Here is a 25,759-nt window from a genome sequence, read left to right on the forward strand (position 1 = left end):
ATGACACAAGATCGCCTGAAGCCGGGGGATCTGCGTTCCTCGCGCTGGTTTGCCCCCGACGACCTGCGCAGCTTCGGCCACCGGTCACGGATGATGCAGCTTGGCTATTCCGAAGCTGATTTTCGCGACAAGCCGATCATCGGCATTCTCAACACATGGTCGGAGTTGAACACCTGCCACAGCCATTTTCCCGAGCGGGTCAAGGACGTGAAGCGCGGGGTGGCCCAGGCGGGGGGGCTGGCGGTCGAGATCCCGTCGATTTCGGTTGATGAGAGTTTCAGCAAGCCGACATCGATGCTGTATCGCAATCTTCTCGCCATGGAGGCGGAAGAGAATATCCGGGCCCATCCGCTCGACGGCGTTGTGCTGATGGGCGGCTGCGACAAGTCCACGCCAGGGCTCGTCATGGGCGCGATCTCGGCTGGCGTGCCGATGATCTATCTGCCGGCCGGGCCGATGCTGCGTGGCAATTATGCGGGCAAGATTCTCGGTTCCGGTTCGGATGCGTGGAAATACTGGGATGAGCGGCGTGCCGGGAATATTTCGGACGCCGAATGGCTGGGGATTCAAGGCGGCATTGCCCGCTCCGCCGGTGTCTGCATGACCATGGGCACGGCGTCGACCATGACGGCGATTGCCGATGCGATGGGGCTCACCTTGCCGGGCGCCTCGTCTATTCCCGCGGTGGATTCGGGCCACATGCGCATGTCTGCCGATTGTGGCCGCCGCATCGTCGAAATGGTCTGGGAGGGGCTGACCCCCGACAAGATCGTAACCGGCGCCTCGGTGCGCAATGCCGCCATCGTGGCGATGGCGACCGGCTGTTCGACCAATGCGGTCGTTCATCTTATTGCCATGGCCCGCCGCGCCGGAGTTAAGCTGGAGCTTGATGAACTCGATGCGCTGGGACGGATCACGCCATTGATCGCGAATGTGCGCCCCTCCGGAAAAGACTATCTGATGGAGGATTTCTACTATGCCGGCGGATTGCGCGCCTTGATGAAGCAGATCGAGGATCGGCTCGACACCAGCGCGATCACCGTGACCGGCAAGACCATGGCCGAAAACCTCGAGGGGGCTGTGGTCTATAATGACGACGTCATCCGCCCGCTCTCCAACCCGGTGTACCGGGAAGGCTCGCTGGCGGTTCTGCGGGGCAATCTGTGTCCGGACGGCGCGGTCATGAAGCCCGCGGCCTGCGATCCGAAATATTATCAGCACCAGGGCCCGGCGCTGGTGTTTGACAGCTACCCCGAGATGAAGCGGGCGGTCGACGACGAGACCCTCGATATATCGCCCGACACGGTGATGGTCTTGCGCAATGCCGGCCCATTGGGCGGGCCGGGCTTTCCGGAATGGGGCATGCTGCCCATCCCAAAAGCCCTGATCAAGCAGGGCTATCGCGACATGTTGAGAATCTCTGACGCGCGCATGTCCGGCACGTCCTATGGCGCCTGTATTCTGCATGTCGCGCCGGAGTCATTTGTCGGCGGACCGCTGGCTCTGCTGCGAACCGGCGACATCGTTCGGCTCAATCTTGATGAACGACGGCTCGACATGCTCGTCGATGACGCGGAAATCGCCGCCCGCCGCGCCGCCTGGATACCGCCGGAACCGCGATGCGGGCGTGGCTATGGCCACATATTTTCCAAGCATGTGACCCAGGCGGACAAGGGGTGCGATTTCGATTTCCTGCAGACGGATTTCGGTCCCGGCGCCGGTGAGCCAGACATTTTTTGAAGGAATTGAACACATGACGCTTGAACTCGACACACTCGACAAGGCACTGACTGGCATCTCCGGGATTTTGGTGACCCCCTATGACGCCAAGGGCGACATAGCGCCGGAAAAGCTTCAGCCGATCATCGATCATGCCTTGGATGCCGGGCTGCATATGCCCGTGGTCAATGGCAATACCGGCGAGTTTTACGGCCTGACGACAGATGAAGCCTGCACCATGGCGCGGGAGGTCGTGGCAATGGTCGGCAAGCGCGCCCCTGTGCTGGCCGGCGTCGGCCGTTCGATCCGCGATGCCTGCCGCCTGGCGGAAGCTTCCGCAAAAGCCGGCGCCGCGGCATTGATGGTTCACCAGCCGCCGGATCCTTTCGTGTCGCCACGGGGAACGGCCTCCTATCTGCGACAGATTTCCGCCGCGTCCGGGGGAATGCCGATCATGGTCTATCTGCGCAATGACGCGATCGGGACCGACAATATTCGCGCTTTATGCGAGGTTGAAGGCGTTAAGGGCGTGAAATGGGCGACGCCCAATCCGCTGAAGCTGGCCGCCGCAAAGGCCGCCTGCGACCCGTCAATCGTATGGGTGGGCGGGCTTGCCGAAGTCTGGGCCCCGGTATTTTACGCCGTGGGCGCACGCGGTTTCACGTCCGGCCTCATCAATATCTGGCCGGAACGCTCGATGGCGATCCATGCGGCGCTGGAAAACGGCGATTACCCGCTCGCCAACCAGCTCATTGACGCGATGAAGGCTTTTGAAGATGTGCGCGCCGAGGAGATGAACGGGACCAATGTGACCGGCGTAAAGGCGGCGCTTCAGGCCATCGGCAAGGATTGCGGCAGCACCCGAGCGCCGTCCGCCTGGCCCCTGACCGCGGGGCAGCAGGCGCAGATGGAAAGTTTTCTGAAAGAAAACGGCCTGATCTGATGTCGCCCTGCTGTGGTGCGGTGGTTTGAAAATGCTTGGGATTTGATACCTGACCGCCGCTTGGCCGCATGATGCCGCGCTGAAAACGATGAACGGCCGGACCGCCTCCGACCGTTCATGCTTCTGAGGATTATTTATTCGGCATCTTGCGTGTCATGCACGGTCCGGCCGCGCTTGGGTTTGCGGATCAGGATGGCCCAGACGAAGAGCGCGGTCAGCGCAAGGAAGAAGAGGCTGTCCGGATTGGTGAGGAATACCATCGGGTTGCCGTCGTTCAGCGACAGCGAGCGCCTGAGATATTCCTCAAGGTCAGGACCGAGGATGAAGCCCAGCAGCATCGACACCGTCGAGTAGTTCTGCCTGCGCATGAAATAAGCGAGGATGCCGAACAGGGCCGCCAGCGACATCTGGAAGGTCGAGTAGGTGGCCACGTAGCTGCCCACCAGCGCCACCACCGCGATGCCGGTGTAGAGCAGGCCCTTCGGGATCGAGACAATCTTGATGAACCATGGGCCGAAGAGCCAAAGCGTCAGGGGAATCAGGATCAGCGCGGAGAAGAACAGCGAGCCCAGCATCGGCCCCAGCAACTCGGCCTGATTCTCGAGCAGGCGCGGACCCGGCTGCAGTCCGTTGATCACCAGCACGCCGAGGACGATGGCTGTGGTCGGGTCGCCGGGAATGCCGAACATCAGCATTGGCACGAAGGCGCCGCCGCACATCGCGTTGTTGCCGGTCTCGGCCGCGGCGATCCCTTCGCGCGAGCCGTTGCCGTATTCCTGGGGCTTCCTGGAGGACGAGCGGGCCACGGCGTAGGACACGAACGCTGCCATCGAGCCGCCGGCGCCGGGCAGGATGCCGATGCCGTAGCCGATGAAGGACGAGCGCAGATAGGTCAGGAGACCGATCTCGCGGATCTCCGAGCGCGGCGGCAGGAAATCCCGGCGGCGGATCTTGAGACCCTTTGCCTTTTCGAGGGTCGAGCTGAGATTGTCCTTCCAGTTCTCCGACTGCATGAGCACCTCGGAGATGGCGAAGGCGCCGATCACCAGCGGCATGATGTCGATGCCCTCGACCAGCGTTTCCGTGCCGAAGTTGAAGCGCGGAATGGGCTGAAGCACGTCGATGCCGACGGTGGCGATCATCACGCCGAGCAGCGTCGCGACGAAGCCCTTGGCGATGTTGTCCTTGTCGACGATGACGATGACGACGAGCGCAAACAGGACGAGGGAAAACTTGCCGGGCGTGCGGATCAGCAGCGAGACCTCGGCCGCGACGGGCATGAAAGCCATGAGCAGCACCGCGCCGATCGCGCCGCCGATCATCGACCCCAGTGCCGCGTGGCCGAGCGCGTTGGCGCCGAAGCCCCTTTTCATCAGGGCATTGCCCTCGATCGCGGTCATCACCGAGGAGGGAGCGCCGGGAATGTTGATGGTCGTCGCGGTGATCGAGCCCGAATACATCCCCGCCATGAAGATCGAGGCGCACATGACCAGCGCCGGCACAACATCGATGGTGTAGGTGATCGGCAGCAGCAGCGCGATGGCCAGCACCGAGGTCAGGCCCGGCATGGCGCCGAAGAAGGTGCCGACCAGGAAACCACCGACCATGAAAGCGATAACGTAGGGATCGGCGAGGGCGGTCATGCCACTGAGTATGTCAACGAAAATGTCCATCAGAAGAAGCCCTGGGTGAGGGTTGGCAGCCGGACGCCGAAGATGCCTGCGAAGAGCCCGTAGAACAGGGCGGTAACGCCGATGGCGCAGATCGCGAATATGTGCGGCTTGCGTAACTGGAAGTGGAAGATGAAAAACAGCACGCAGGTGAAGGCAAGCGTCGACAACCAGTAGCCAAGCAGGCGGAACAGCGCGATGTACCCCGCCGTCGCGACGATCACCAGCAGCGGGCGCAGCAATTCGCGAACAGGACCATCGGGTGTGGGTTTGCGGAACTCGCCGACGAACACCGCCGCGAGTGCGACATACATCAGGCAGGCCATAAGAATCGGCACGGAGCGCGGACTCATCTCGCCGGGACCCGCGAACTGCGAGTGGATGTCGAAGGCGGCAGCGAGATAGACGGTCGTGACGATCAGGAAAAACAGCGGCAGCAGGACGCCTGTCCTGCAAAGCGGCGCACGGTCGGGCATCATGGTCTCCGGATTGGAGGCGGCACCTGAACGGGTCTGGTGCCGGCTGTTGTCATGGCTGCGAGGACGGCGTCGCGTCGGTTATTTCGTCAGAACGCCAGCTTCGACAAGTCCGTCCATCTGGGTAAAGAGCCCCTGCGCCGTGTCCTCGGCCCAGGCATCGAGCTCATCGCCCGCCAGCCAGTTCGGCGTCACGCCGATTGTGGCGAGCCAGTCCTGGAACTCGGGGCTGTCATAGGCCTTATGATAGGCCGCCTCGAGCGAGGCCACCACGTCCTCCGGGGTGCCCGCGGGAGCAACCAGCACGATGAAGGAGCCGTTGAGAAGATCGATACCGGCTTCCTCGGCGGTGGGCACGTCGTAGGTCGGATTCTTGGCGTCCGAGAACTCGACGATGCCGCGCGCGGTGCCGTCCTCGATCAGGTTGGCGAAATCGCCGAGCGAGGTGAGGACCACGTCCACCTCGTCGGAGAGAAGCGCTTCCTTCTGTGGCGCCGCGCCGCCCGGATAGGAGACGATGCGGAACTCGGCGCCGGTCAACTGCTGAAGCTGCAGCAGCGTGAGGTGCACGCGGCCGCCGAGGTTTTGAACGCCCACGCGCACATTGCCGGGGTCGGCCTTGGCGGCTTCGATCAGGTCGTCCAGCGTCTGGTAGTCCGAATCGGCATCGACGATGATGGCGTCTGCCTCGCTGGTGATACGGGCGATAAGGTCGAGCTTGTCCATCTGGTAGCTCGGCAGCATGCCCTGCCACGGCACGGTCACGATGCTGTCATAGGTCAGTGCGCCGATGGTGTAACCATCCGGCCGGGCGCTCATCACCTGGCCGACGCCGGTGGCCGAGTTGCCGCCCTCGATATTCTCGACATAGATCGTGCCGCCAAGCGGTTCTTCGGCCAGCGTCGTTACCTTGCGCACTATGCCGTCAGTGCCGCCGCCGGCGCCCCACGGCACAACCATGCGCACGTCGCGCTCGGGGTATTCGGCGAGGGCGGCAACCGGCGCGAGGGCCGTGGTGATGGCGGCAATGGCGCCGATGAAGCTGAGTTTCATGGTTTGTCTCCTCCTAGACTTTTCGGGACCGGCTTCGGCCGTCCCGATTCTCCCTGTGTTCTGACCTTCCGGCCCCTTGCCACGGCGCTGGCGCGCTGTGGCTCCGCTCCGCAGGTCCTTGCCCGGGGCGGGATTTGCCGGCAGCGCTTGCGCCCCAACCAACTAATACATTACTATATGAATTCACGCACGGTTGGCAAGCCTCCTTGGGACAACCATGGCGAGATCGACACAGGTTATTGAAATAAATGGAGAAACTTACATGATTTATGACCACCGCACCTACACCTGCCGTCCTGGAACCATCAGGAAACACCTGGCGCTCTACGGCGAGCACGGGTTCGAGGTGCAGCGTCGCCACCTGGGCGAGCCCATCGTCTATGGCGCGGTCGAGACCGGCGATGTCAATTCCTATGTGCATATCTGGTGCTATGACGATGCCGCCGACCGGGCGGCGAGGCGCGCGGCGCTGGGGGCGGACCCCGAATGGCAGGCATATCTCAAGAAGAGCGCCGAGGCGGGCTACCTCGTCTCACAGGTCAATCAGATACTGACCCCGGTACCGTTCTTCACGCCGAAGCGGGGCTGAGGGACCTATTCATCCAGCCTATAATCTTCGCATCGGCCAAAAAAACGGTTCCGGGTTTCGGGCCGATGCGCATCTTTCACTCGTGACGTCGGACGGCGTGAGTCACCCTTCCGGCAGATTCATACGGCCAATGAGGAAGTCGAGCTCGGCGAGGTCGGTCTCGGTCAGCTTCGGGCCCGGTCCGCGCAGCGCGTTGGAAGTCAGAGCGCCGCGGCGGCGCATCATCTCCTTGCGCAGGGCGATTCCCCACTGGCCCTGCGCCTCGTGCTTGAGCAGGGGCAGGTAGCGGTTGAAGAGGTCGTGCGCTTCGGCCCGCTTTCCTTCGGTCATCAGATCGTAGACGCCAGACAGCATTTCCGGGTAGGAGAAGCCGGCCATCGGTCCATCGGCGCCCCGTTCCATTTCCTGAACAAGGTACTGACCGTTGTTGCCGGTCAGGATGCGCACCGGGCGCGATAGCTCGGCCCGCATCCGCGTGACCTTGATGGGAGACGGGAAATCCTCTTCCTTGATGACGCCGATCTGGGGGAAGGCGGTGATCAGCCGATCGATGGCCGGTACCGACATCACCACGCCGGAAGCGGCGGGGAAATCCTGCAGCACCGTCGGCACATCGCCGATCCGTGCGTAGACCGCCTCGAAATACCGCAGCAGGTCCTCGTCGGTGCGGATGCCGGCGGGCGGGCAGATCATCACCGCGTCGGCGCCTTCGGCCATGATCTGGGCGGTGACCTCGACCAGCGTGGCGAGGTTGGGGTGCGAGACGCCGGCGATGATCCGGTGCCCGTCCGCCGCCGCGACGTAGCGGGCGGCCACGGCGATTGTTTCGTCCACTGTCAGTTTCTGCGCCTCGCCCGAGACGCCGAGCACGGTCAGTCCCTCAGCGCCGTGGCGGTAGTAGAAGGCTGACAGCGTGTCGATGCTCTCAAGGTCGAGCGTTCCGTCATCGAGAAACGGCGTCTGTGCAACAACGTGCAGGCCGCAGGTGTCGGCAAGTGTTTTGGACATGATCTCTCCCTTCGCGAACCGGTACGGTCCGCGCTTCCACTGGTGGTGTCGATGTATCTGACGACGCCCGAACGCGCCGGGCGTCAGATGAAGTAGTCCTCGTGCAGGGCGCGGTATTCGTCGGCCCAGTCATCGGGCTTGTGGGTGTGGAAGCGGATCTCGCGGATCGCGGCCTCGACGATGCCGGATTCGATTGCGGCGACGATGCGCTCGTGACCCTGCAGGATCAGACCGAGCCGTTCCTCGGAGTGGGTCTGCAGGCGGCGCACCCGGTCCATGTCGCCGGTCTGCGAGCGCAGCAGGGCATGCAGGTTCGGATGGCCCGCGCCCTCGAACATGACGTAGTGGAAATACTCGTCGAGTTCCTGGAAACGGCGCAGTTTGGTGTTGTCGGCGGCGACCAGGCGCTGCATGGCGATGACTTCGCGCAACCGGTCCATGGTCGCCGGCGAAGGGGTCGTGGCGAGCTTCATTGCGACTTCGGTTTCAAGCGCTTGGCGCAGGAAAAGCGCCTCGCGGATCTGATCGAGGTTGATGCGCGTCACCAGCGTCTTGGATTGCGGGTAGATGCGGATCAGCCCGTCCTGCTCGAGCCGCTGCATGGCGTCGCGAAGCGGCGTCTGGCTGACATCGTATTCACGTGCGAGGTCGGCGCGCGTCAGCGCGGTCCCCGGGGGAAGGTCAAGCGACAGGATTCGCTGTCGCAGATCGTTATAAATCCGCGAAGAGGCCATTGGCCGTCCGATCGACGTCTCCTGCCGCATCATGTCGAATGCGAGGGTCATTGTTGGTGTTTGCATCCCGAGATTCTTGTCCGTGCCGTGATTGTCCGCATTTAACCGCATGTACAGGCCTGTTGACCATACTGATAAACTAAAATATTAGTGCATGACAAGTTCCGAGACGCGACAGCTCCCTCCACAATGCGGCCAGGGCTTTGCGGCGGCGCGTGATTCGCGCCGGATCGGACTTGTGAGACAAACGCGGACGGGCAGGCGCCCGACTGCACGGCGAGCGAGGGTCGAGGTTATGGAAGGCAGGAAATCCGGGTTTGATCCGCACGGCAGGCATCTGGTCGCGAGCAAATGGGTGACCGCAGAGGCGGCCTTCCGCTCTGAGCCCGCCCGCGGCGATGCGCATGACGTCGGCGCGACCTCGGTCGGCATTATGGCGATCCATCGCTTCCAGCGCCCGGTGAGCTACCAGAACCTGCCGGACGCGCTGATGCCCGCCGGTTGGCAATAACATCCAGCCCCGCATCGACCGGACATGCTCCGCGACAGGCTGACAATATATCCAGATTGAGGAGACACACACAATGATCGCACCCGACGCGCTGCGCGAAATCATTCGCCACGGGCTTCTGTCCTTCCCCGTGACCCCCTTCGATACGGAGGATCGTTTCGCGCCGAAGCCGTTCCAGGCGCATCTCGAATGGCTCAAGCCCCACAAGGTGGCAGGGCTGATCGTGGCGGGCGGTACCGGCGAGATGTTCTCGCTCACCCCGGAAGAGATCGTCAGCGTGGTGCGCGCGGCGCGCGAGACGGCTGGCGACGCGCCGGTGATCGCGGGCTGTGGCTATGGCGTGCGCATGGCCTGCGATCTCGCCCGCGCGATAGAGGCGGCCGGCGGCGACGGCATCCTTCTTTTGCCACATTACCTTACCGAGGGACCCCAGGAGGGAATTGCCAACCGCATCCGCGCGGTTTGCAGGGCCACGAAAATGGCGGTCATCGTCTACAACCGCGGCCAGGCGCGGATCTCGGCCGAGACGCTCGAGCAACTGGCCGACGAATGCCCGAACCTCATCGGCTTCAAGGACGGGACCGGCGACATCGACAACGTCCGCCGCGTGACCGTGCGTCTCGGCGATCGGCTGGCCTATATCGGCGGCATGCCCACCCACGAGCTTTTCGCGCAGGCCTATCGCGGCGCGGGCATGGCGACCTATTCCTCGGCGGTGTTCAACTTCGTGCCCGAGACCGCGCTGGAATTCCACGGCGCCTTCCTGGCCGGCGAGGATGCCAGATGCGAGCAGTTGCTGAAGGACTTCTACTACCCGTTCACGAAAATCCGCGACCGCAAGCCGGGTTACGCCGTCTCGGCGATCAAGGCCGGCGTCGCCCTGCGCGGCTTTGACACCGGGCATGTGCGCGCGCCGCTTACCGATCTGACCGGCGAAGAGGTCGATATGATGCGTGAACTGATCAAGGGACGCAACTGATGCCGATCGGACCCGTCGCCGTTCTCGAACCCGCCAGTGCGCAGATGCGCGCCCGGATCGAAACGCTGTGCGACGGTTTCGACCTGCGCTTCGTCAGCAGCATCGAGACCGACGATATGCGCACCGCGCTTCAGGGCGCGACCTACGCGGTAACGCGGGGACTGCGCTTTCCGGCCGAGCTTCTGGCCGGGGCCGGGGCGCTGAAGATGGTGCACCAGTGGGGAACCGGCGTCGACGGTATTCCGCTGGACGTCGCCCGGGAGCGCGGCGTGACCGTCGCGCGCTCGCCCGGCGTGAACGCGCCCACCGTGGCCGAGGCGACGCTGGCGCTGATGCTGGCGACGCTCAGGCGCCTGCCGCAGGTGCAGCAAAGCTTCCGCGGGGGCGCCTGGAACCAGCCGGACCTCTGGCGCGAGGCGCGCGATCTCGGCTGCTGCCGGGTCGGTCTCGTGGGCATGGGCGCTATCGGCAGGGAGGTGCTGAAACGGCTCTCGGGCTTTGGCTGCGCGGTTGCCTATACGAAACGCTCGGGCCCGAACAATGTGCTCGAAGTGCCGTTCATGGATTTCGACGCGCTGATCGGCTGGGCCGACGTGATCTCGCTGCACCTGCCGCTCACGGCCGGGTCGAAACACCTCATCGGCGCTACGACGATCGCGGCGATGAAACCGGGCGCGGTGCTCATCAACACCGCGCGCGGCGGGCTGGTTGACGAGGCGGCGCTGATCGACGGGCTGCACTCGGGTCAGGTCGGGGCGGCGGGGCTGGATGTGTTCGAGACCGAGCCGGTGACCGGGCCGAACCCGCTGCTGGACATGCCGAACACGGTGACGCTGCCGCATGTGGCGGGGCGCACGCTTGACAATTTCGACCGCATGGTGCGCCACTGGGCGGGCAATATCCGCGCGCATGCCGAGGGCCGGGCCCTCGACCCGGACTGCATCGTGGTGCCCTGAGGGCAACAACATTGGACAATCATGGGGAGAATACATGGCTGAGACCGTCAAGCGCAGCGGCGGCCAGGTGCTGGTCGATCAACTTCTGATCCACGGCGCCGACTGTGCCTATTGCGTGCCGGGCGAGAGCTACCTCGAAGTGCTCGACGCGCTTTATGACGTGCGCGACCGGTTCACGCTGTACAATGCGCGCCACGAGGCCGGCGCCGCCGATATGGCGGAAGCCTATGGCAAGCTGACGGGCAGGCCCGGCATCTGCATGGTTACTCGCGGTCCCGGCGCCTGTCAGGCCGCGGTGGGCGTGCACATCGCCTACCAGGATTCGACCCCGATGATCCTGCTCGTCGGTCAGGTCGGGCGCGAGACCATGGATCGCGAGAGTTTCCAGGAAATCGACTACCGCCAGATGTTCGCCCCCGTGGCCAAGTGGGCGGCGCAAATCGACAGCGCCGCGCGCATCCCCGAATACATGGCCCGGGCGTTTCGCGTGGCGACCTCGGGCCGGCCTGGCCCCGTGGTGCTGGCGTTGCCGGAGGACATGCTGACCGACGTGGTCGAGGTCGCCGACGCCAGGCCCTATACGCCCAGCGTCCCGGCGCTGAACCCCGGTGACGCCGCCGCCGTGATGGCTGTCCTGTCGAAGGCCGAGCGACCGCTGCTCCTGGCAGGCGGCCCCGGCTGGAGCGACGCTGGCTGCGCGGCGCTGCTGCGTTTCGCAACCGACAACCGGCTGCCGGTCGCCACCAGCTTTCGCCGTCAGGATCTGATCGACAACCGCTCCGACGTTTATGTCGGGGATTTCGGGACCGGCGTCGCGCCGAGCCTCGTCAAGCGGCTGGCCGAGGCCGACCTGCTGCTGGTCATCGGCGCGCGTCTCGGCGAGATCACGACAAAGACCTATTCCACGCTGTCCGTGCCGACGCCGGCGCAGACGCTGGTGCACATCCATGTCGACGCCAACGAGATCGGCCGGGTCTATTCGCCCGCCGTCTCGGCGGTCTCGGGCCCGGATGCGGCGCTCTCGGCGCTCACAGCTCAGCCGGCCGCCGCAGCGCCAGAGGGCTGGTGCGCCGGGTTGCGCGCCGAGTATCTCTCCGACAGCGAGCCGCCGCCGCACGACTATCCGCTCGACATGGGCCAGGCGATGGTCGACATGCGCGATCTGATCCGGGCGAATGCGGTGATCACGCTCGATGCCGGCAACCACACCGGCTGGGCGCAGCGCTTCCTGCGCTATGGCCGGCCCGGGCGGCAGATCGGTTCGACCTGCGGCTCGATGGGCTATGCCGTGCCCGCCGCCGTGGCGGCCTCGCTGGCCGATCCCAAGCGACAGGCCATCGCGTTTGTCGGCGACGGCGGTTTCATGATGTCGGGAATGGAGATCGCCACCGCCGTGCAGCATGGCGGGCGGCCCATCGTGCTGGTGTTCAATAACGGCACTTACGGCACCATCCGCATGCATCAGGAGCGCGAGCACCCCGCACGGGTCTCGGGCACGGACATTGCCTCCTCGGACATCGGGATGATTTCGCGCGGGCTCGGAGCCGCGCATGAGCGGATCACCGAGACGGCTGAGTTCAGGCCCGCCCTTCTGCGCGCCTTCGACCATGACGGCCCCACGGTCATCGAGTTGATGACCGACCCCGAGCAGATCTCCACCCGCACGACAGTCAGCCGTCTGCGTGGCCAGCAAGCCAGGACGACCCCATGACGACCGAAAAAACGCCCGAGACCCTGCGATCGTCGCGCTGGTTCGCGCCCGACGACCTGCGCAGCTTCGGCCATCGCTCGCGGATGATGCAGCTCGGCTATGCCGAGGAGGATTTCCGCAACAAGCCGGTGATCGGCATCCTCAACACCTGGTCCGAGCTCAACTCCTGCCATGGCCACTTCCCCGAACGGGTCCAGGACGTGAAGCGCGGCGTGCTCGCCGCCGGCGGTTTCCCGGTCGAGATGCCGGCGCTGTCGGTGGACGAAAGCTTCACCAAACCGACCTCGATGCTCTATCGCAACATGCTGGCGATGGAGACCGAGGAGATGATCCGCTCCCATCCGCTCGACGGCGTGGTGTTGATGGGCGGCTGCGACAAGACCACGCCCGGTCTCGTGATGGGGGCGATCACCGCCGGCGTGCCGATGATCTTCCTGCCCGCCGGACCGATGCTGCGCGGCCATTACAAGGGCCGCATCCTGGGCAGCGGCTCGGACGGCTGGAAATACTGGGACGAGCGCCGCGCCGGCAATGTCTCCGACGAGGAATGGCTGGGCATACAGGGCGGCATCGCGCGCTCGGTCGGCACCTGCATGACCATGGGCACGGCCTCGACCATGACCGCCATCGCCGACGCCATGGGCCTGACGCTGCCTGGCGCCTCCTCGATCCCCGCCGCCGACAGCGGACACAAGCGCATGGGGTCAGCCTGCGGGCGGCGCATTGTCGAGATGGTCTGGGAGGATCTGACGCCCGAGAAGATCATCACCGACGCCGCCGTCAGGAACGCCGCGATCGTCGCCATGGCCACCGGCTGTTCGACCAATGCGGTGGTGCACCTGATCGCCATGGCCCGCCGCGCCGGCGTGGAACTGACGCTCGACGATCTCGATGCGCTCGGGCGCGTCACGCCGCTGATCGCCAATGTGCGACCTTCCGGCAAGGACTACCTGATGGAGGATTTCTACTATGCCGGCGGCCTGCTGGCGCTGATGAAGCAGATCGAGGAACGGCTCGACACCTCCGTCACCGGCGTCACCGGCAAGCCGCTTTCAGAGGCGCTGGCAACGGCCGAGGTCTACAATGACGACGTCATCCGACCGCTGTCGAACCCGGTCTACCACCAGGGCTCTCTGGCACTGCTGCGCGGCAATCTCTGCCCCGACGGCGCGGTGATCAAGCCCGCCGCCTGCGATCCGAAGTTCCATGTGCACGAGGGGCCGGCGCTGGTGTTCGACAGTTATCCCGAGATGAAGGCAGCGATCGACGACGAGGATCTCGACGTCACCCCCGACACGGTGCTGGTGCTGCGCAATGCCGGACCCAAGGGCGGGCCGGGCATGCCGGAATGGGGCATGCTGCCCATCCCCAAAGCGCTGATCAGGAAGGGTTATCGCGACATGCTGCGGATTTCCGACGCGCGCATGTCCGGCACGTCCTACGGCGCTTGCGTGTTGCATGTGGCACCGGAGAGCTTCGTCGGCGGACCGCTGGCGCTGCTGAAGACAGGCGACATCATACGCATGGACCTGCCGAACCGCAGCCTGAACATGCTGGTGGACGAGGCGGAACTCGCGCGCCGTCGCGCCGCCTGGTCGCCGCCCGAACAACGCTTTCAACGCGGCTGGGGCTACATGTTCTCGCAGCATGTGACCCAGGCGGACAAGGGCTGCGATTTCGACTATCTCGAGCGGGGCTTCGGCAAGGCTGCGGGCGAGCCCGATATCTTCTGATCCGCACAGGCGCGACGGCGCCTGGCGACTTGAGGTTCTGTGCCGGAGCGCTGAAACTGAAATGTTCCGGTGGACTGCCGCAAATTTAGCGCCGCGGGCTTTCTTTCCCGGCTCTTTTGCGGCTCGTGCTTCCGCCATACCCGTCGACCGCCATCGGCAGATGGTTTGAATCAGACCGCGTCTGATTTGCAAGGACCCGAAGATTCGTTCAGGCAGGAAAGCACGAGGCTTGATCGTCAGCGGCAAATCTCTGACTGCGCATGCCTGCGGGGAAAATGGCAGGCCGTCAGATGAACGGAGCCGGCCCCATCTTCCGCCTTGTGTTCCAGAACCGGCGTTTCCGCCGCGCATCGCGGCTGCGCAAACGGACAGCGTGTATGGAAATGGCAGCCGGAAGGCGGATCGATCGGGCTCGGCACGTCGCCGGAAAGCGCGACGCGCGTCCTTTTCGCAGCCTGCATGTCAGGCTCGGGGATCGCCGACAGAAGCGCTTCGGTATAGGGGTGGCGCGGTCGCGTCATGATATCTCCTGTGCGTCCGATCTCGACGATTCTGCCAAGATACATGACCGCGATCCGATCGCTGATATAGCCGACAGCCGCCAGATTGTGACTGACGAAGACATAGGTCAGCCCCAGTTCCCGTTTCAGATCGCCCATCAGGTTGAGAATCTGCGACTGCACCGAAACGTCGAGCGCTGAGATCGGTTCGTCGGCAACGACAAGGCGCGGCTGCATGATCAGCGCCCGCGCGATGCCGATGCGCTGCCGCTGCCCGCCGGAAAATTCGTGCGGAAAGCGGTCCATCGCGTCGGCTGGCAGGCCAACCTGCCGCAGTACGCCGGCAACCCGTTCCTCGACCTCGCGCCGGGAAATGCGGCCCTGCGCCCGAAGCCCTTCCGAAACGATCGAGCGCACCTTCATGCGCGGATCGAGCGAGTCATTCGGATCCTGGAAAATATACTGCAATTGCTGCCGAAGCTGCCGGCGCGCTTGGCCGACGAAACCGGCGACGTTGCGGCCGTTGAAAATAACGTCGCCCCTTGTCGGCTCGGCAAGGCCCACGATCATGTGCGCGGTCGTGGATTTGCCGCAGCCCGATTCCCCCACAAGCCCCAGCGTTTCGCCTTCATGGATGTCCAGGGAAAGATCATCGACCGCATGAACAACCGCGCGGCCGCCCTTGGCGCGTACGCCGAAATGCTTCGTCAGACCGATCAGTTGCAATAATGGTTTAGCCATGCGCTGTCTCCCGGTCGTCAGCCTCTGCGTCGCCGAGCCAGCAGGCGAAAAAGCCTTCGCCGCGCTGATATTTCGGCGGTTGTTGTTTACGGCAGCGTTCCCTGACGCTGGCGCAGCGGTTCGCGAAGCGACAGCCTTGCGGCCAGGCCTTCGGGCTCGGCACGATACCCGGTATCGAATTCAGTTTTTCGCTCCGGTCCATGCCGAGCCGCGGTATGCAAGCCATCAGCGCGCGGGTATAGGGATGGCCGGGCGCGGCCAGCACCTGCCCGACCGGACCAGCCTCGACGATCTGGCCGCCATACATCACGGCCACTTCGTCACATATCTCGGCGACGACGCCGAGATCATGGGTGATGAACATCACTGCCATGCCGAACTGATCGCGAAGCTTGACGATCAGATCGAGAATCTGGGCCTGGATCGTCACGTCGAGCGCCGTCGTCGGCTCGTCGGCAATCAGCAGGCTCGGGTCGCAGGTGAGCGCCATGGCGATCAGCACGCGCTGACGCATGCCGCCGGAAAGTTCGTGGGGATAGCTGTGAAAGCGCTTCTCGGGCGATGGTATGCCGACAAGCCGCATCAGTTCGACAGCCCGGTCATGCGCCGCACGCCGCGATGCTTTCCGGTGCAGCGCCAGATTTTCGACGATTTGCGTCCCCACCGTAAACACCGGATTGAGCGAGGTCATCGGCTCCTGGAAGATCATTGAGATCTCCCGCCCGCGCAGACCGCGCAGCTCACGCTCGCCGGCCTTGACCAGATCGCGTCCGTTGAAGACGATCTCGCTGCCCGCCTCGATCCGCCCCGGCGGATCGATCAGCCCCATGATCGCGTTTCCGGTCACGCTCTTGCCGGAGCCGGATTCGCCGACAATGCCGACGATCCGCCCCTTGCTGATCGTCAGGTCGACGCCGTCCACGGCTTTGGCGACGGCATCGCGGGTGCGGAAATAGGTTCGCAGGTTTCGAACCTGCAACAGCGGCGCGTCGTCACTCATGATGCAAGGTCCATCTCGCCTTCCGGATGGCGGGCATTCCAGTTCAGCGCCTTTTCATACTGGCGGCTCGCCCGCAGCACGAGGTCCTCCTCGTTTGGCCGTCCGATGATCTGCAGTCCGACCGGCAGGCCGTTGACGAAGCCGCATGGAACGCTCGCCGCGCAATAACCGGCGACATTGACTGGCAGCGTGTAGGAAACGAGCGCCGGTATCCGCTGGGTGATGTCGTTCGGGTTGACCACAGGCGAGGTAATGCCCATCGTCGGAGAAAGCAGCAGATCGGTCTCGGCGAAGACGGCGTCGAGATGACGGACAAACCGGGCGCGCCGCATGACCGCGCGCGAATACTGCGCGCCGCTCACCTGATCCGCCCATTCGAAGCGGGTGCGGGCGTAGGGGGTCAGCTTGCCGGCAGTTTCGGGATCGCGCATCAATTCTTCGCCGAGATTGGCGTGGCGGTCCACGAAATCGAGCACGCGCCAGGTTTCGTCGATCATGTCCGTGTCAAGAACGACGCTTGCGCCGGAAAGCAGCGCGCCGAATTCGACAATGCGGTCTGCGGCGGCGCGCACGGTCGCGATTACATCGGGATCGGAGAATTCCGCTGCGACGGTGTTGTCCCACCATGCCGCCCGCACGCCGCTGATGCCGTCATCGAGGCGGGCAAGATAGTCCGGCGGCGGGTCGGTGCGGCAGAAGGGATCGTCAGTCAGCGGGTCGGCGATGACCTGCAGCAGCGTTGCGGCATCGCGAACGTCGCGCGCCATCGGGCCGATGGCGGAGAAGAACATTGCCGAGCCGAACCCGCCATGGCGCGGGACCCTGCCATAGCTCGGAAGCAGACCCAGAATACCGCATTGCGCCGCCGGAAGGCGGATCGAACCGCCGGAATCGCTTCCGATCGCAAGCGGACCGAAACCGGACGCAAGCGCCGCGGCAGCGCCCCCGCTCGAACCGCCGGATGTCCGTTTCAGGTCCCAGGGATTGCGGCATTCCTCCGCGATCAGCCCGACGGTCCGCCAGTACATGCCGAATTCCGGTGTATTGGTCTTGCCGAGTATGATGCCGCCGGCCTCGCGGATGCGAGCGGCATAGACGCTGTCGTGATCGGGAATGTGGTTTTCCAGCGCTTTCGACCCTCCGGTCGTTCTCAGGCCGCGCGTCAGGAACTGGTCCTTGATGGTCACCGGCACGCCGGCCAGCGCGCCAACCGCATCGCCGGCGGCAATCCTGCGATCGATCGCCCGCGCCTCATCGAGCGCCATCTCTCCTGCAACCGTCAGGAAGGAATGGATGCCGCCGTCATGATTTGCGATCCGCTCCAGCAGACGGCGGGCGATTTCCTCGGCGGAGATTTCGCCATGGACAACGCATTCGCGCAGACGCCAGGCCGGCAGCCAGTGGATTTCGTTTGCGAGGTTCATTTCATTTCTCCGCTTTGGGATCGAATTTGTCGCGCAGCCCGTCGCCCAGCAGCAGGAAGGCCAGAACGACGAGAATGATCGCGGCGCTCGGCGCCAGCACAAGCCAGGGCGCATGGGTCATGACCGAGCTCGATTCCGCAATCATGCCGCCCCATGTCGGCGTTGGCGGCTGGATGCCCATTCCAAGAAAGGACAGCGCCGATTCGGTGAGAAGCGCGATGGTGAAGGTCGAGGTGGTCTCGATGATCAGCGGCGTCGAGATGTTGGGCAGGACATGGACGAGCAGGCTGCGCCAGGCCGGAACCCCGAGCACGCTGGCCGCCTTGATAAACTGCCGCTGGCTCACCGCCATCGTCGCCCCGCGCGCCACCCGGGCGAATTGCGGCACGAAAAGCACGCCCATGGTCAGGATCAGATTGTGCAGGCTGGTGCCGAGCACCGTGACCAGCGCGATCGCGAGCAGCAGCGGCGGGAAGGCCTGCAGGACATCGAGGAGGCGCATCAGCAGCATGTCGGTGCGGCCGCGGGCATACCCTGCCGCCATGCCCCAACTCGTGCCGACAACCAGAGCGAAGAGTGTTGCCGCGGCGGCCACGGTCATGGAACTGCGGCTGGCATAAAGCGTACGCGCCAGCACGTCCCGTCCAAGAAGGTCCGTGCCGAATGGATGTTCGGGCGATGGCGGCCGCATCGACATGCCGGCTAGGTCCGTCGGCCCGTAGGGCAGAAGCAGCGGAATGAAGGCCGCCGCCGCCAGCAGCAGGAAGATCAGGATGGCGCCGCTGGCAACCAGGAGGTTTTGATGAAGGAAGCCGGGGAAAATCAGCCGATTTGGCGGCCGGATGTCCTGCTCGGGTGGAACTGTCTGATCGGCCATGGTCAGATCCTCGGATCAAGAAAATGGTAGGTGAGGTCGACCGCCAGGTTGATCAGCACGACCATCGCGCCAACGACGATCACGGTCCCCTGGACGAGGGTGTAGTCGCGGCTGCTGATGGCGCTCAGCATCAACTGGCCGAGGCCCGGCAGACCGAAGATCTGCTCGACCACCACAACGCCGGAGATAAGCTGCGCGGCGATCAATCCGGATGCCGTCACCACTGGCATCAGCGCGGTGCGCAGACCGTGTTTGATGAGTATCCGCATCCGGCCGGCGCCCTTGGCGCGCGCCGTGCCCATATAGGGCTCGCGCATGACCTCCAGCATCGCACCGCGTGTGTAGCGCATGATCGTTGCCGCCGCCGACAGCGACAGAACCACGGATGGAACGAGCAGCAGGCCGAGCGAGCCGAAGAAATCCGACCTGAAATCGATGGTGCGGAACAGTTGCACGTAAGGGAAGAACAGCGAGAAGATCAGCACTGCCATGACGCCCGCTACGAAGGTGGGAACCGCCATGCCCGCAAGCGAGGCGATCCGCAGCGCAAAATCCGAGGAGCGCCCCTTGCGCGCGGCGGCCAGAACGCCGGCCGGAATGCCGATCACGACCGAGATCAGCAGCGACATCAGCGTTAGCGCCAGCGTGACCGGGATGTGGGCGAGGATTTCATCGGAAACCGGCACATTGCGCACCAGCGACCTGCCGAAATCGCCCCTGGCGACGCCGGAAACCCAGGCGAGATACTGCTCGGGCAAGGGCTTGTCGAGATTGAGGCTGCGCCGGATATTCTCGGCCTCCTCGGAATCCGAGGCGATCTCCGCCCCGGCGATGACGGTAACCACATCGCCGGGGATGAGATGAACGAGCGAAAAGCTGACAATCGACATCCCGATCAGAACGGGGATCAGAAATGTCAGTCGTCTCAGGAAATAGGCCACCATGCTAGTCGTTCCGTTGCGTTGTCGGCCGCTGGCTCATTGCGCAAGCCATGCCTTGCGCAACAGTACGCGCTGGGCAAAGGGCGTGGCCTGGTATCCCTTCAGGGTGTCGCTCCAGACCTCGAACCGCAACGGCATCGCGGCGGGAAAGATCGCATAGGCCTGATCGGCGATATATTCCTGGAGCTGACGGTAGATTTCCGCGCGTTCGGCGACATCGGTCGTCTGGCGACCTCTGACGAAGAAGGCATCGATCTCGGGATCCCTGGTCTTTCCCGGATTGACGCTGGAGGCGGAATCGAAGCGGATCTTCAGGTTGGCCTCCGGGTCGGGCGCCGGCGCGAGCCCCGCCATGCTGATCGGCACCAGCGTGCCCTGGAAATCCTTGATCAGGCTGCCCCATTCTTTCTGCTCGATCTTGATCTTGATGCCCACACGCTGGGCCTGCTGCTGCACGACCTGTGCAACGGCGACGTCGCTGAACGTCAGCGGAGAAACCGCAAAGACGGTTTCGAACCCGTCGGGATAGCCGGCTTCGGCGAGCAGGGATTTCGCCTGCTTCAGATCCTCGCCCTGATAGGGAAGCGCCGGAACGTCCGCGCTCGGTATGCCGAAGGGCTGCTGGGCGGGAGGAATTGCGGCTGAAAGGTTTGCGCCGCCGCGCCAGACGATATCGGCAATCTGCTGGCGATCGAGCGCGAGGCTCAAGGCGCGGCGGACGCGGACATCATCGAACGGGGCGACCCGTTGATCGAGTTCCATCAGCAACACGCGGTTGTCGGGCTGCTCCTCCGGAGCATCGAAACCCGGCGTTTTGGCAAGTTGGTCGACCACTTCCGGCGTCGTCAGCCAGGTCAGATCGGCGGAACCGCTGCGCATGGCCGCCACCCGGCTGCCCTCATCCGGGATGATGCGGAATTCGAGACCGTCGAGATAGGGCAGCCCTTCCTCGTAGTAATTCTCGTTGCGCGCCAGTTCGAGAGCCGAGTTGGACTGGAAGCTGACGAATTTGAACGGGCCGGTGCCCGCGCCTCCGGATACCAGATCCCCGCGCTGCTCGACATCGGCCTTGTTGACGATGGCCGAATATTTCACGCTTGCCAGATAGTTCAGCAGCGGCGAGAACGGCTCGGACAGATGAAAGATAACCGTCCTGTCATCCGGCGTCTCGATCTCGGCGATCGAGGCGAAGAGCGATTTCCACGGCGAGGCGGTCGCCGGATCGGCGATCCTGTCGAAGGTAAATTTCACGTCGGCGCTGGTGAGCGGCGCGCCATTGTGGAAGGTCACGTCGCCGCGCAGGACGAAGCGGTAGGTCAGTTCGTCAACAACTTCGTAGGATTGCGCGAGGTCCGGCTCAATGCTGGTGCCGGCCTCGTCCCAACGCAGCAGGCCGCCATAGATCTGCTCGGTGATATTGGTGGTCGCGAAAGCGGCGGATTTGTGCGGATCGAGGCTCGGCGGATTGGCATCCTGGGCGATCACAAGCGTGCCGCCGCTGACCGGCGTGCCGGCATCCGTGGCCGACGATTTGGCGGGCATGGCAAACTGCGTCATCGCAAGCATGGTCGCGCCGCCTAAAAGAAGCATGCGTCTCTTGATGGTCATGTCGTTATTCCCCTTGTTCTCGCGTCGGCCGGTTCCGGCTCCGCGCGGCTTATTCTTGTTCAGGACATCGTCCTCGCCGAGGCCAGCCATACGCTGGATCAGGCAGAAAGCGCGCCAACCTCTGCTGTTGCTTATTGGAACAGGAATGCCCATGTGAAACTATGGTAGGCCGCGCAAATAAACATAACCGAAAAGGCATAATATGGACTTGCAGCAATTGCGTTATTTTCTCGCCGTCGCCGACAGCCTAAATATTTCGCAAGCCGCCGAAAAATTGGGCATTTCTCAGCCGGCCCTGTCCAAAACCATGGCCAGGCTGCAGCAGCGGGTCAATGTTCAGCTTTATGTCAGAAAAGGCCGCGGCGTTGTGCTGACCGACGCCGGAAATGCTCTGCGGGGCCGCGCGGAGGCGATCATCTATCGTATAGATGAGGCCGAGCAACTGATGACGGACATGCGCGCCGGGCGTTCCGACCATGTGCGCATCGGCGCCGGCCCGTCCTTCCTGACACAGCTTCTCCCGGAAGTTCTGTCCGAACTCTCGGCCCGGCAGCCGGACGTGCGCTACACGATCCGCGAGGGCACCATCCAGACGCTTTATGAATGGCTGAAGATGCGCGAGATCGACTTCGCGCTGTTCGGCTGGGTCAAGTCGGATTATGGCCGGGGCGAGTCCGATGCCGCGCTGACCTATCATCGCCTCCTCGTCGACGAGCTTGTGATCGTGACCCGCAACGACCATCCCCTCCAGCGCAACCCGCCGACCTCCATCGCCGATCTTTCGCGTTACAACTGGGTGCTGCCGCGTATGGGCACCAAACTCCAGACCGAACTCAACCGCGTGTTCCTGCTGAAGGGCGAGGAGGTCCCCGTCGTCAACGTGCTGACGAGTTCGCTCTACACAACGCTGGCCTTCCTCCGACGCACGGACATGATGACGATCCTTGCCCGCAGCGCCCTGTCGGAGGAGGACACGGCCGGTATTGCCGCCCTGGAGCAACCCTGGCTCTCGCTCCAGCGCGAGGCTTTTCTGGCCACGCTGAAGGGCATGAAACTGCCTCCTGCGGCAAGCACCGTGACCCAGAAGGTTCGACGAATGATGGCATGATCGACGCCCACGCACCTATCTGAAGGTTAAGAAGAAAGACGCGCTCCATCCGTGATCTACAACCGTCGTGAACCACGAGGAAACAGGCTGGAATGGGTGGACGACAGTGACAGACCGAGGAACCACATGAACGAAAGCCGGTCCTGGATCACGAACTCGGCCTGGTCATCCGACAGGTTATAAAGCGCCTGCAGCACCGAGCGACCATCGACTATCTACGCGAAGGCTTCCCGCGGACTGTGCTGTCGTCCATCCCCATCAGCTTTTCCGCATATTCTGCAAATTTCATCGACCGGCGCTCTCCGTGTTTGTGCCTGCGGCCATCCTGTCGGTCTTTCGCTTGCGCGCCAGTCGCCGAATCCGGCCGGCGGCTTTCCTGAAGCCGCGCTCGAACAAGAGCGCCCAGAGCGCCCCGGCCAGAACCTGCCACAGCGTATGCGAATCCGATTCGATACGCGAGCCGCCGACAAAGAACGCCGCCAGGATGACGACGGTTTTCACCGCCGGCGACTTTTCGATACAGGCATTGACAAGGCTGCTCGCCCCGAAGCTGGCCGCCGCCATGTGGCCGGACGGAAAACCGTGAAGGCTGCCCGAGGGGCGGATGTTGATCCGGGCGTCGCCAAGCCCCCATTTTGTGAGGTGCACCGTGCCGAGCATCGCCAGAAACCGCACGGCATAGTCTCCGCCGCCGCCGGTTGCGATCCGGCAGCCGAACGCGGCGACCGGCAGCGCGATCTGCAGATTGTCGCCGTAGCTTTCGACCGTTCTTTGAGAGAGGCACAGCGCCAGCGCCAGCACGGCGACGATGAGAATGTTTCTGTGGTGGAGGAGCGTTTGCTTCAAATGTCCGAATCCGTGATCGCTTCAATCACGGGTGCGCTACGGCGAAGACGCCGTCGCGTCGTCCTGACCGGCAGGCGAGGACATCGGACAGGCTGGAAACCGCCTTTCTCCCCGGGCGTTTTCCCGAAAAGGCCGGAATTTGCGGTTACCGGAAGGGCGCTCTAACCCGTTGAATCTACGCATCGTGCTTTCCGAAAATCGATTCCGATTTGCGGGCCGATGCTGTAGAAAGTTCCCTCAACGCCCGACAGAAACGCCGACACCGCCCTTGATCGACCAGTTCAAAACCATTGCCGACACGGCCCTGCCGGTGGTCGCTTTCTATTCGGCGGTGCTGGCCTTCGGGCAGACCCGGTTTCACGCCAGCGCCCGGCTGCTCGGTGGCCTGTTCCTGCTGGTCTTCATCATCTCGCCGCTGCCCTTGCGCTTTGACGAGACCACGCTTGCCGGGCATCTCTATTCCTCGCTGGTGTGGGGGCTTTTCGCCCCGGCCAGCACATTGCTGGCGCCGCTCTTTTATTTCTACGTGCTGGCGCTGACTGAGGAAGGGCCGTTTCCAAGGCCATTGCGCAGGCATTTCATCCTGCCTGCGATTGCCGTCGCCGCCGGCCTCGCCATGGCTCTGCTGCCGGTTGCGGTGCGCAACGGCCTGTTTTCCGCCGCAGAAACCGGAGCGCCGCTGCCGCCAGCCCTTTCCGCTCTTGTCGTCATCTGGCGCTTGCTCGGTCCGGCGACGTTCGCCCTGTGGCTGGTCTATGTCGTGCTGATGTACCGGCGACTGACGGCCTATCGCAAGCGGCTCTGCGATCTCTATGCCAGCACCGAGCGGCTGGAACTGTACTGGATCAACTGGCTGATGGGCATGGTGGCCGTTTACGCCCTGCTCAATCTCGTCGATGCCGCCGTGTTCGATCCGCTCGGCTGGGCCGTCGTGCCGGTGATTGTCGACCGCCTTTGGTCTCTGCTGATTGTGATGGTTCTGGGCTTTTGGGGACTGCGCCAGCGACCGGGGCTGCTGCCGCCGGATGCGGCCCCGGCGGAGGCCGTGGAAAACGGCAAATATGAAAAAAGCGCGCTGTCGCCCGAGATGCAGCGACGGATCGCGGACAAGCTCGTTGCCGCCATGGCGGATGAACGGCTTTACCGGGACGCCAGTCTTTCGCTCTGGTCGCTGTCACAGCATATCGGCGTCGCGCCCAATTATATCTCGCAGACGCTGAGCGAAACGCTCGGCCAGTCCTTCTACGCCTTCGTCAACGGCCACCGCATCGGCGAGGCAAAGGACCTGCTGGTTTCGCAGGCACGCTCGGTTCTCGAGATCGCCTATGATGTCGGCTTCAACTCCAAGTCCGCCTTCTACACCGCGTTCCGGCGCGAAACCGGTAAGACCCCGGCGGCCTTCCGCAAGGCGCAACAGGCGGACTGTGGCAGAGACCCGAACGAGGCGGCCGGCTGAGACTGGCGGCTTGCCTTTTCTTCAATCGCGGGATGCGCTGCGAAGCCGCCGCACTGCCGAGAGGATCAGAAACAGGAGCAGGAGGCCGTAGGCGGCGCTGTCAAAGACGGACTTGGCCGTCGTCATCCGGCTGGCGGTTTCAACCTGTTCGGGCTGAAGGGCCGAGGGGCATGCCACAAGCATGGCCCTGACGGCGGCGTTCTCCAGATAGTCGAACACCATGCCGGCCACGGTATTGCGCTTCGTTGCGCGCCGCAGTCGCGGCTTCGCCGATGATTGCCCATCTTCTCCTGCGTCATCCGTCCGATGCGTTCCTGGAGGGGCCGTCGGTGTTGCCGGTATGCGAATTTTCGCCCCATTGCTGCGCTTCTGTCTCGGCGGCGCCGAGCGTGTCGCAGGCCATGAAGAGGTGGCTGGCCGTCCTGGCCAGGCCAAGCCGCATGGCGAACTGGAGAGCGATTTCGATCAGGTCCATAAGTTCATCCGGCGTCACCATCGCCTCAAGGTCATTGTTTTCCGCACTGCGGAATGTGTCGTGGTCCTGCATGTTCTGCCTCCTCTCGCGCGCTGCCGTGCAGTCATTGCCGACGGGGCGCAGGTTTCTACTCCGACTGCTGTGCGCGTCCGGCGTCGTTGACTCTGGTGCGGCGTGACGGGGTTGAGTCGCCTGACGTTTGCGGCGGCTTCCGACCGATGCCGGCGGATGTAGAGAACCATCGCGCCGGCGAATCTATCGGTCTTGCGCCGCCTCCCCTTCCATTCGTCCCGCGCGGATGCCGCTTCGTTTTCTTGTAATGTCAACGAAGAAGTGGTTTTGGCGGGTTACACGTAAGTATAAAACGCGAACAATACGATATTATTGTTCTTTATTTTAATTTTATACAATATCACTGGTAAATTTAAACGGATAATTCGCAAGGTGTTTTATATCTAAACTTAATCGTTCATTCGCCGAGCTTCAATGCGGTGTGGGCGATCACAGCGGTGCGCCATCGCGCGGCGCCTGCGCCCGGTTTCGTGGAAAGCCCTGGTCTCCGGCCATGCGACTATTGTTCTCGCTTCAACCCTGCCCAGTGGATTGTTTGGGTTGACGAGACGTATGAATGAATGTTTATATATTCATATGTGTAAAGCGGAGACCTGAAATGTCTGAGAGCCCGATCTGAAAGTTATTGA

At 63.5% G+C, this 25,759-nt stretch carries 24 protein-coding genes and 1 pseudogene; 10 read left to right on the forward strand and 15 right to left on the reverse strand.

The annotated features are described in order from the left end of the window. Together araD (B4E36_RS21875) and B4E36_RS21880 are read left to right on the forward strand one after the other, a co-directional pair. Positions 1-1,740, forward strand: coding sequence for an L-arabinonate dehydratase (araD, locus tag B4E36_RS21875; protein WP_292053101.1), 1,740 nt, complete (start codon positions 1-3; stop codon positions 1,738-1,740). A gap of 13 nt (positions 1,741-1,753) precedes the next feature. Continuing rightward, positions 1,754-2,662 (forward strand): dihydrodipicolinate synthase family protein, encoded by a 909-nt coding sequence (locus B4E36_RS21880; RefSeq protein ID WP_292053103.1) that lies wholly within the window; start codon positions 1,754-1,756, stop codon positions 2,660-2,662. 134 nt (positions 2,663-2,796) lie between these two features. Here B4E36_RS21880 and B4E36_RS21885 read toward each other — a convergent pair whose 3' ends face one another. From B4E36_RS21885 to B4E36_RS21895, 3 genes are all read right to left on the reverse strand, one after another. Beyond that, positions 2,797-4,335, reverse strand: coding sequence for a tripartite tricarboxylate transporter permease (locus B4E36_RS21885; RefSeq protein WP_292053105.1), 1,539 nt, complete (start codon positions 4,333-4,335; stop codon positions 2,797-2,799). Next, a complete protein-coding gene (locus B4E36_RS21890) occupies positions 4,335-4,808 on the reverse strand; it encodes a tripartite tricarboxylate transporter TctB family protein (RefSeq protein ID WP_292053107.1) in 474 nt (157 codons plus the stop codon). Before B4E36_RS21890 ends, B4E36_RS21885 begins: the two co-directional genes overlap by 1 nt. Positions 4,809-4,889: 81 nt before the next feature. Continuing rightward, complete coding sequence (locus tag B4E36_RS21895; protein ID WP_292053109.1) at positions 4,890-5,861, reverse strand: Bug family tripartite tricarboxylate transporter substrate binding protein; 972 nt, start codon at positions 5,859-5,861, stop codon at positions 4,890-4,892. Positions 5,862-6,123: 262 nt separating this feature from the next. Here B4E36_RS21895 and B4E36_RS21900 point away from each other — a divergent pair, with 262 nt between their 5' ends. Next, complete coding sequence (locus B4E36_RS21900) at positions 6,124-6,450, forward strand: NIPSNAP family protein (RefSeq protein ID WP_292053111.1); 327 nt, start codon at positions 6,124-6,126, stop codon at positions 6,448-6,450. A gap of 102 nt (positions 6,451-6,552) precedes the next feature. Here B4E36_RS21900 and B4E36_RS21905 read toward each other — a convergent pair whose 3' ends face one another. Further along, positions 6,553-7,458, reverse strand: coding sequence for a dihydrodipicolinate synthase family protein (locus B4E36_RS21905; protein ID WP_292053113.1), 906 nt, complete (start codon positions 7,456-7,458; stop codon positions 6,553-6,555). Between the two features lie 83 nt (positions 7,459-7,541). Next, complete coding sequence (locus B4E36_RS21910; RefSeq protein WP_292053115.1) at positions 7,542-8,258, reverse strand: GntR family transcriptional regulator; 717 nt, start codon at positions 8,256-8,258, stop codon at positions 7,542-7,544. A 229-nt stretch (positions 8,259-8,487) separates the two neighbouring features. On the opposite strand from B4E36_RS21910, the gene B4E36_RS21915 reads away from it, so the two are divergent. From B4E36_RS21915 to araD (B4E36_RS21935), 5 genes are all read left to right on the forward strand, one after another. Continuing rightward, positions 8,488-8,703 carry a hypothetical protein gene (locus tag B4E36_RS21915; protein WP_292053171.1) on the forward strand — a complete coding sequence of 72 codons (216 nt, stop codon included), beginning with the start codon at positions 8,488-8,490 and terminating at the stop codon, positions 8,701-8,703. A gap of 73 nt (positions 8,704-8,776) precedes the next feature. After that, a complete protein-coding gene (locus B4E36_RS21920; RefSeq protein ID WP_292053117.1) occupies positions 8,777-9,682 on the forward strand; it encodes a 5-dehydro-4-deoxyglucarate dehydratase in 906 nt (301 codons plus the stop codon). Next, entirely contained in the window at positions 9,682-10,638 is a 957-nt protein-coding gene (locus B4E36_RS21925) for a 2-hydroxyacid dehydrogenase (RefSeq protein WP_292053119.1), read from the forward strand. The genes B4E36_RS21920 and B4E36_RS21925 overlap by 1 nt, the downstream gene beginning before the upstream one ends. 34 nt (positions 10,639-10,672) lie before the next feature. Further along, a complete protein-coding gene (locus tag B4E36_RS21930) occupies positions 10,673-12,349 on the forward strand; it encodes a thiamine pyrophosphate-dependent enzyme (RefSeq protein WP_292053121.1) in 1,677 nt (558 codons plus the stop codon). Further along, entirely contained in the window at positions 12,346-14,082 is a 1,737-nt protein-coding gene (gene araD / locus B4E36_RS21935) for an L-arabinonate dehydratase (protein WP_292053123.1), read from the forward strand. Before B4E36_RS21930 ends, araD (B4E36_RS21935) begins: the two co-directional genes overlap by 4 nt. Before the next feature lie 236 nt (positions 14,083-14,318). On the opposite strand, the gene B4E36_RS21940 is transcribed toward araD (B4E36_RS21935), so the two are convergent. The 6 genes from B4E36_RS21940 to B4E36_RS21965 are packed head-to-tail and all read right to left on the reverse strand — an operon-like array spanning position 14,319 to position 21,173. Beyond that, entirely contained in the window at positions 14,319-15,323 is a 1,005-nt protein-coding gene (locus B4E36_RS21940; RefSeq protein ID WP_292053125.1) for an ABC transporter ATP-binding protein, read from the reverse strand. After that, positions 15,316-16,323: an ABC transporter ATP-binding protein gene (locus B4E36_RS21945; RefSeq protein WP_292053127.1), complete on the reverse strand. Its 1,008-nt coding sequence runs from the start codon at positions 16,321-16,323 to the stop codon at positions 15,316-15,318. Before B4E36_RS21945 ends, B4E36_RS21940 begins: the two co-directional genes overlap by 8 nt. Beyond that, the gene (locus B4E36_RS21950) at positions 16,320-17,747 is read right to left on the reverse strand and encodes an amidase (RefSeq protein ID WP_292053130.1); all 1,428 of its coding nucleotides are present in this window, start codon (positions 17,745-17,747) and stop codon (positions 16,320-16,322) included. Before B4E36_RS21950 ends, B4E36_RS21945 begins: the two co-directional genes overlap by 4 nt. A gap of 1 nt (position 17,748) precedes the next feature. Continuing rightward, positions 17,749-18,624 (reverse strand): ABC transporter permease, encoded by an 876-nt coding sequence (locus B4E36_RS21955; protein WP_292053132.1) that lies wholly within the window; start codon positions 18,622-18,624, stop codon positions 17,749-17,751. Positions 18,625-18,626: 2 nt separating this feature from the next. After that, a complete protein-coding gene (locus tag B4E36_RS21960; RefSeq protein ID WP_292053135.1) occupies positions 18,627-19,568 on the reverse strand; it encodes an ABC transporter permease in 942 nt (313 codons plus the stop codon). 33 nt (positions 19,569-19,601) lie between these two features. Then, the gene (locus B4E36_RS21965; RefSeq protein WP_292053137.1) at positions 19,602-21,173 is read right to left on the reverse strand and encodes an ABC transporter substrate-binding protein; all 1,572 of its coding nucleotides are present in this window, start codon (positions 21,171-21,173) and stop codon (positions 19,602-19,604) included. Between the two features lie 202 nt (positions 21,174-21,375). On the opposite strand from B4E36_RS21965, the gene B4E36_RS21970 reads away from it, so the two are divergent. Continuing rightward, positions 21,376-22,281 carry a LysR family transcriptional regulator gene (locus B4E36_RS21970; RefSeq protein WP_292053139.1) on the forward strand — a complete coding sequence of 302 codons (906 nt, stop codon included), beginning with the start codon at positions 21,376-21,378 and terminating at the stop codon, positions 22,279-22,281. A gap of 104 nt (positions 22,282-22,385) precedes the next feature. Here the strand turns inward: B4E36_RS21970 and B4E36_RS21975 are convergent. Together B4E36_RS21975 and B4E36_RS21980 are read right to left on the reverse strand one after the other, a co-directional pair. After that, positions 22,386-22,478 (reverse strand): annotated as a pseudogene (locus tag B4E36_RS21975) (transposase); the annotation flags it as partial. 88 nt (positions 22,479-22,566) lie between these two features. After that, positions 22,567-23,127 carry a phosphatase PAP2 family protein gene (locus tag B4E36_RS21980; protein WP_345900824.1) on the reverse strand — a complete coding sequence of 187 codons (561 nt, stop codon included), beginning with the start codon at positions 23,125-23,127 and terminating at the stop codon, positions 22,567-22,569. 268 nt (positions 23,128-23,395) lie between these two features. Between B4E36_RS21980 and B4E36_RS21985 the strand changes: the two genes are divergently transcribed. Further along, positions 23,396-24,583, forward strand: a complete 1,188-nt coding sequence (locus tag B4E36_RS21985; protein ID WP_292053143.1) for a helix-turn-helix domain-containing protein — start codon at positions 23,396-23,398, stop codon at positions 24,581-24,583. Positions 24,584-24,604: 21 nt separating this feature from the next. On the opposite strand, the gene B4E36_RS21990 is transcribed toward B4E36_RS21985, so the two are convergent. Then, a complete protein-coding gene (locus B4E36_RS21990) occupies positions 24,605-24,814 on the reverse strand; it encodes a hypothetical protein (protein WP_292053145.1) in 210 nt (69 codons plus the stop codon). A gap of 64 nt (positions 24,815-24,878) precedes the next feature. Next, positions 24,879-25,130, reverse strand: coding sequence for a hypothetical protein (locus tag B4E36_RS21995; protein ID WP_292053147.1), 252 nt, complete (start codon positions 25,128-25,130; stop codon positions 24,879-24,881). Positions 25,131-25,759: the final 629 nt, after the last annotated feature.

It is taken from the genome of Martelella sp. UBA3392 (genome assembly GCF_002358775.1).
Classification (GTDB): Bacteria; Pseudomonadota; Alphaproteobacteria; order Rhizobiales; family Rhizobiaceae; genus Martelella; species Martelella mediterranea.

Coding starts and splice junctions, on each gene's coding strand:
- B4E36_RS21895 (WP_292053109.1), bottom strand. CDS start 5,861: ATGAAACTCAGCTTCATCGGCGCCATTGCCGCCATCACCACGGCCCTC.
- B4E36_RS21960 (WP_292053135.1), bottom strand. CDS start 19,568: ATGGTGGCCTATTTCCTGAGACGACTGACATTTCTGATCCCCGTTCTG.
- B4E36_RS21970 (WP_292053139.1), top strand. CDS start 21,376: ATGGACTTGCAGCAATTGCGTTATTTTCTCGCCGTCGCCGACAGCCTA.
- B4E36_RS21965 (WP_292053137.1), bottom strand. CDS start 21,173: ATGACCATCAAGAGACGCATGCTTCTTTTAGGCGGCGCGACCATGCTT.
- B4E36_RS21910 (WP_292053115.1), bottom strand. CDS start 8,258: ATGCAAACACCAACAATGACCCTCGCATTCGACATGATGCGGCAGGAG.
- B4E36_RS21955 (WP_292053132.1), bottom strand. CDS start 18,624: ATGGCCGATCAGACAGTTCCACCCGAGCAGGACATCCGGCCGCCAAAT.
- B4E36_RS21890 (WP_292053107.1), bottom strand. CDS start 4,808: ATGCCCGACCGTGCGCCGCTTTGCAGGACAGGCGTCCTGCTGCCGCTG.
- B4E36_RS21940 (WP_292053125.1), bottom strand. CDS start 15,323: ATGGCTAAACCATTATTGCAACTGATCGGTCTGACGAAGCATTTCGGC.
- B4E36_RS21920 (WP_292053117.1), top strand. CDS start 8,777: ATGATCGCACCCGACGCGCTGCGCGAAATCATTCGCCACGGGCTTCTG.
- B4E36_RS21880 (WP_292053103.1), top strand. CDS start 1,754: ATGACGCTTGAACTCGACACACTCGACAAGGCACTGACTGGCATCTCC.
- B4E36_RS21945 (WP_292053127.1), bottom strand. CDS start 16,323: ATGAGTGACGACGCGCCGCTGTTGCAGGTTCGAAACCTGCGAACCTAT.
- B4E36_RS21950 (WP_292053130.1), bottom strand. CDS start 17,747: ATGAACCTCGCAAACGAAATCCACTGGCTGCCGGCCTGGCGTCTGCGC.
- araD (WP_292053101.1), top strand. CDS start 1: ATGACACAAGATCGCCTGAAGCCGGGGGATCTGCGTTCCTCGCGCTGG.
- B4E36_RS21925 (WP_292053119.1), top strand. CDS start 9,682: ATGCCGATCGGACCCGTCGCCGTTCTCGAACCCGCCAGTGCGCAGATG.
- B4E36_RS21995 (WP_292053147.1), bottom strand. CDS start 25,130: ATGCAGGACCACGACACATTCCGCAGTGCGGAAAACAATGACCTTGAG.
- araD (WP_292053123.1), top strand. CDS start 12,346: ATGACGACCGAAAAAACGCCCGAGACCCTGCGATCGTCGCGCTGGTTC.
- B4E36_RS21905 (WP_292053113.1), bottom strand. CDS start 7,458: ATGTCCAAAACACTTGCCGACACCTGCGGCCTGCACGTTGTTGCACAG.
- B4E36_RS21885 (WP_292053105.1), bottom strand. CDS start 4,335: ATGGACATTTTCGTTGACATACTCAGTGGCATGACCGCCCTCGCCGAT.
- B4E36_RS21915 (WP_292053171.1), top strand. CDS start 8,488: ATGGAAGGCAGGAAATCCGGGTTTGATCCGCACGGCAGGCATCTGGTC.
- B4E36_RS21930 (WP_292053121.1), top strand. CDS start 10,673: ATGGCTGAGACCGTCAAGCGCAGCGGCGGCCAGGTGCTGGTCGATCAA.
- B4E36_RS21900 (WP_292053111.1), top strand. CDS start 6,124: ATGATTTATGACCACCGCACCTACACCTGCCGTCCTGGAACCATCAGG.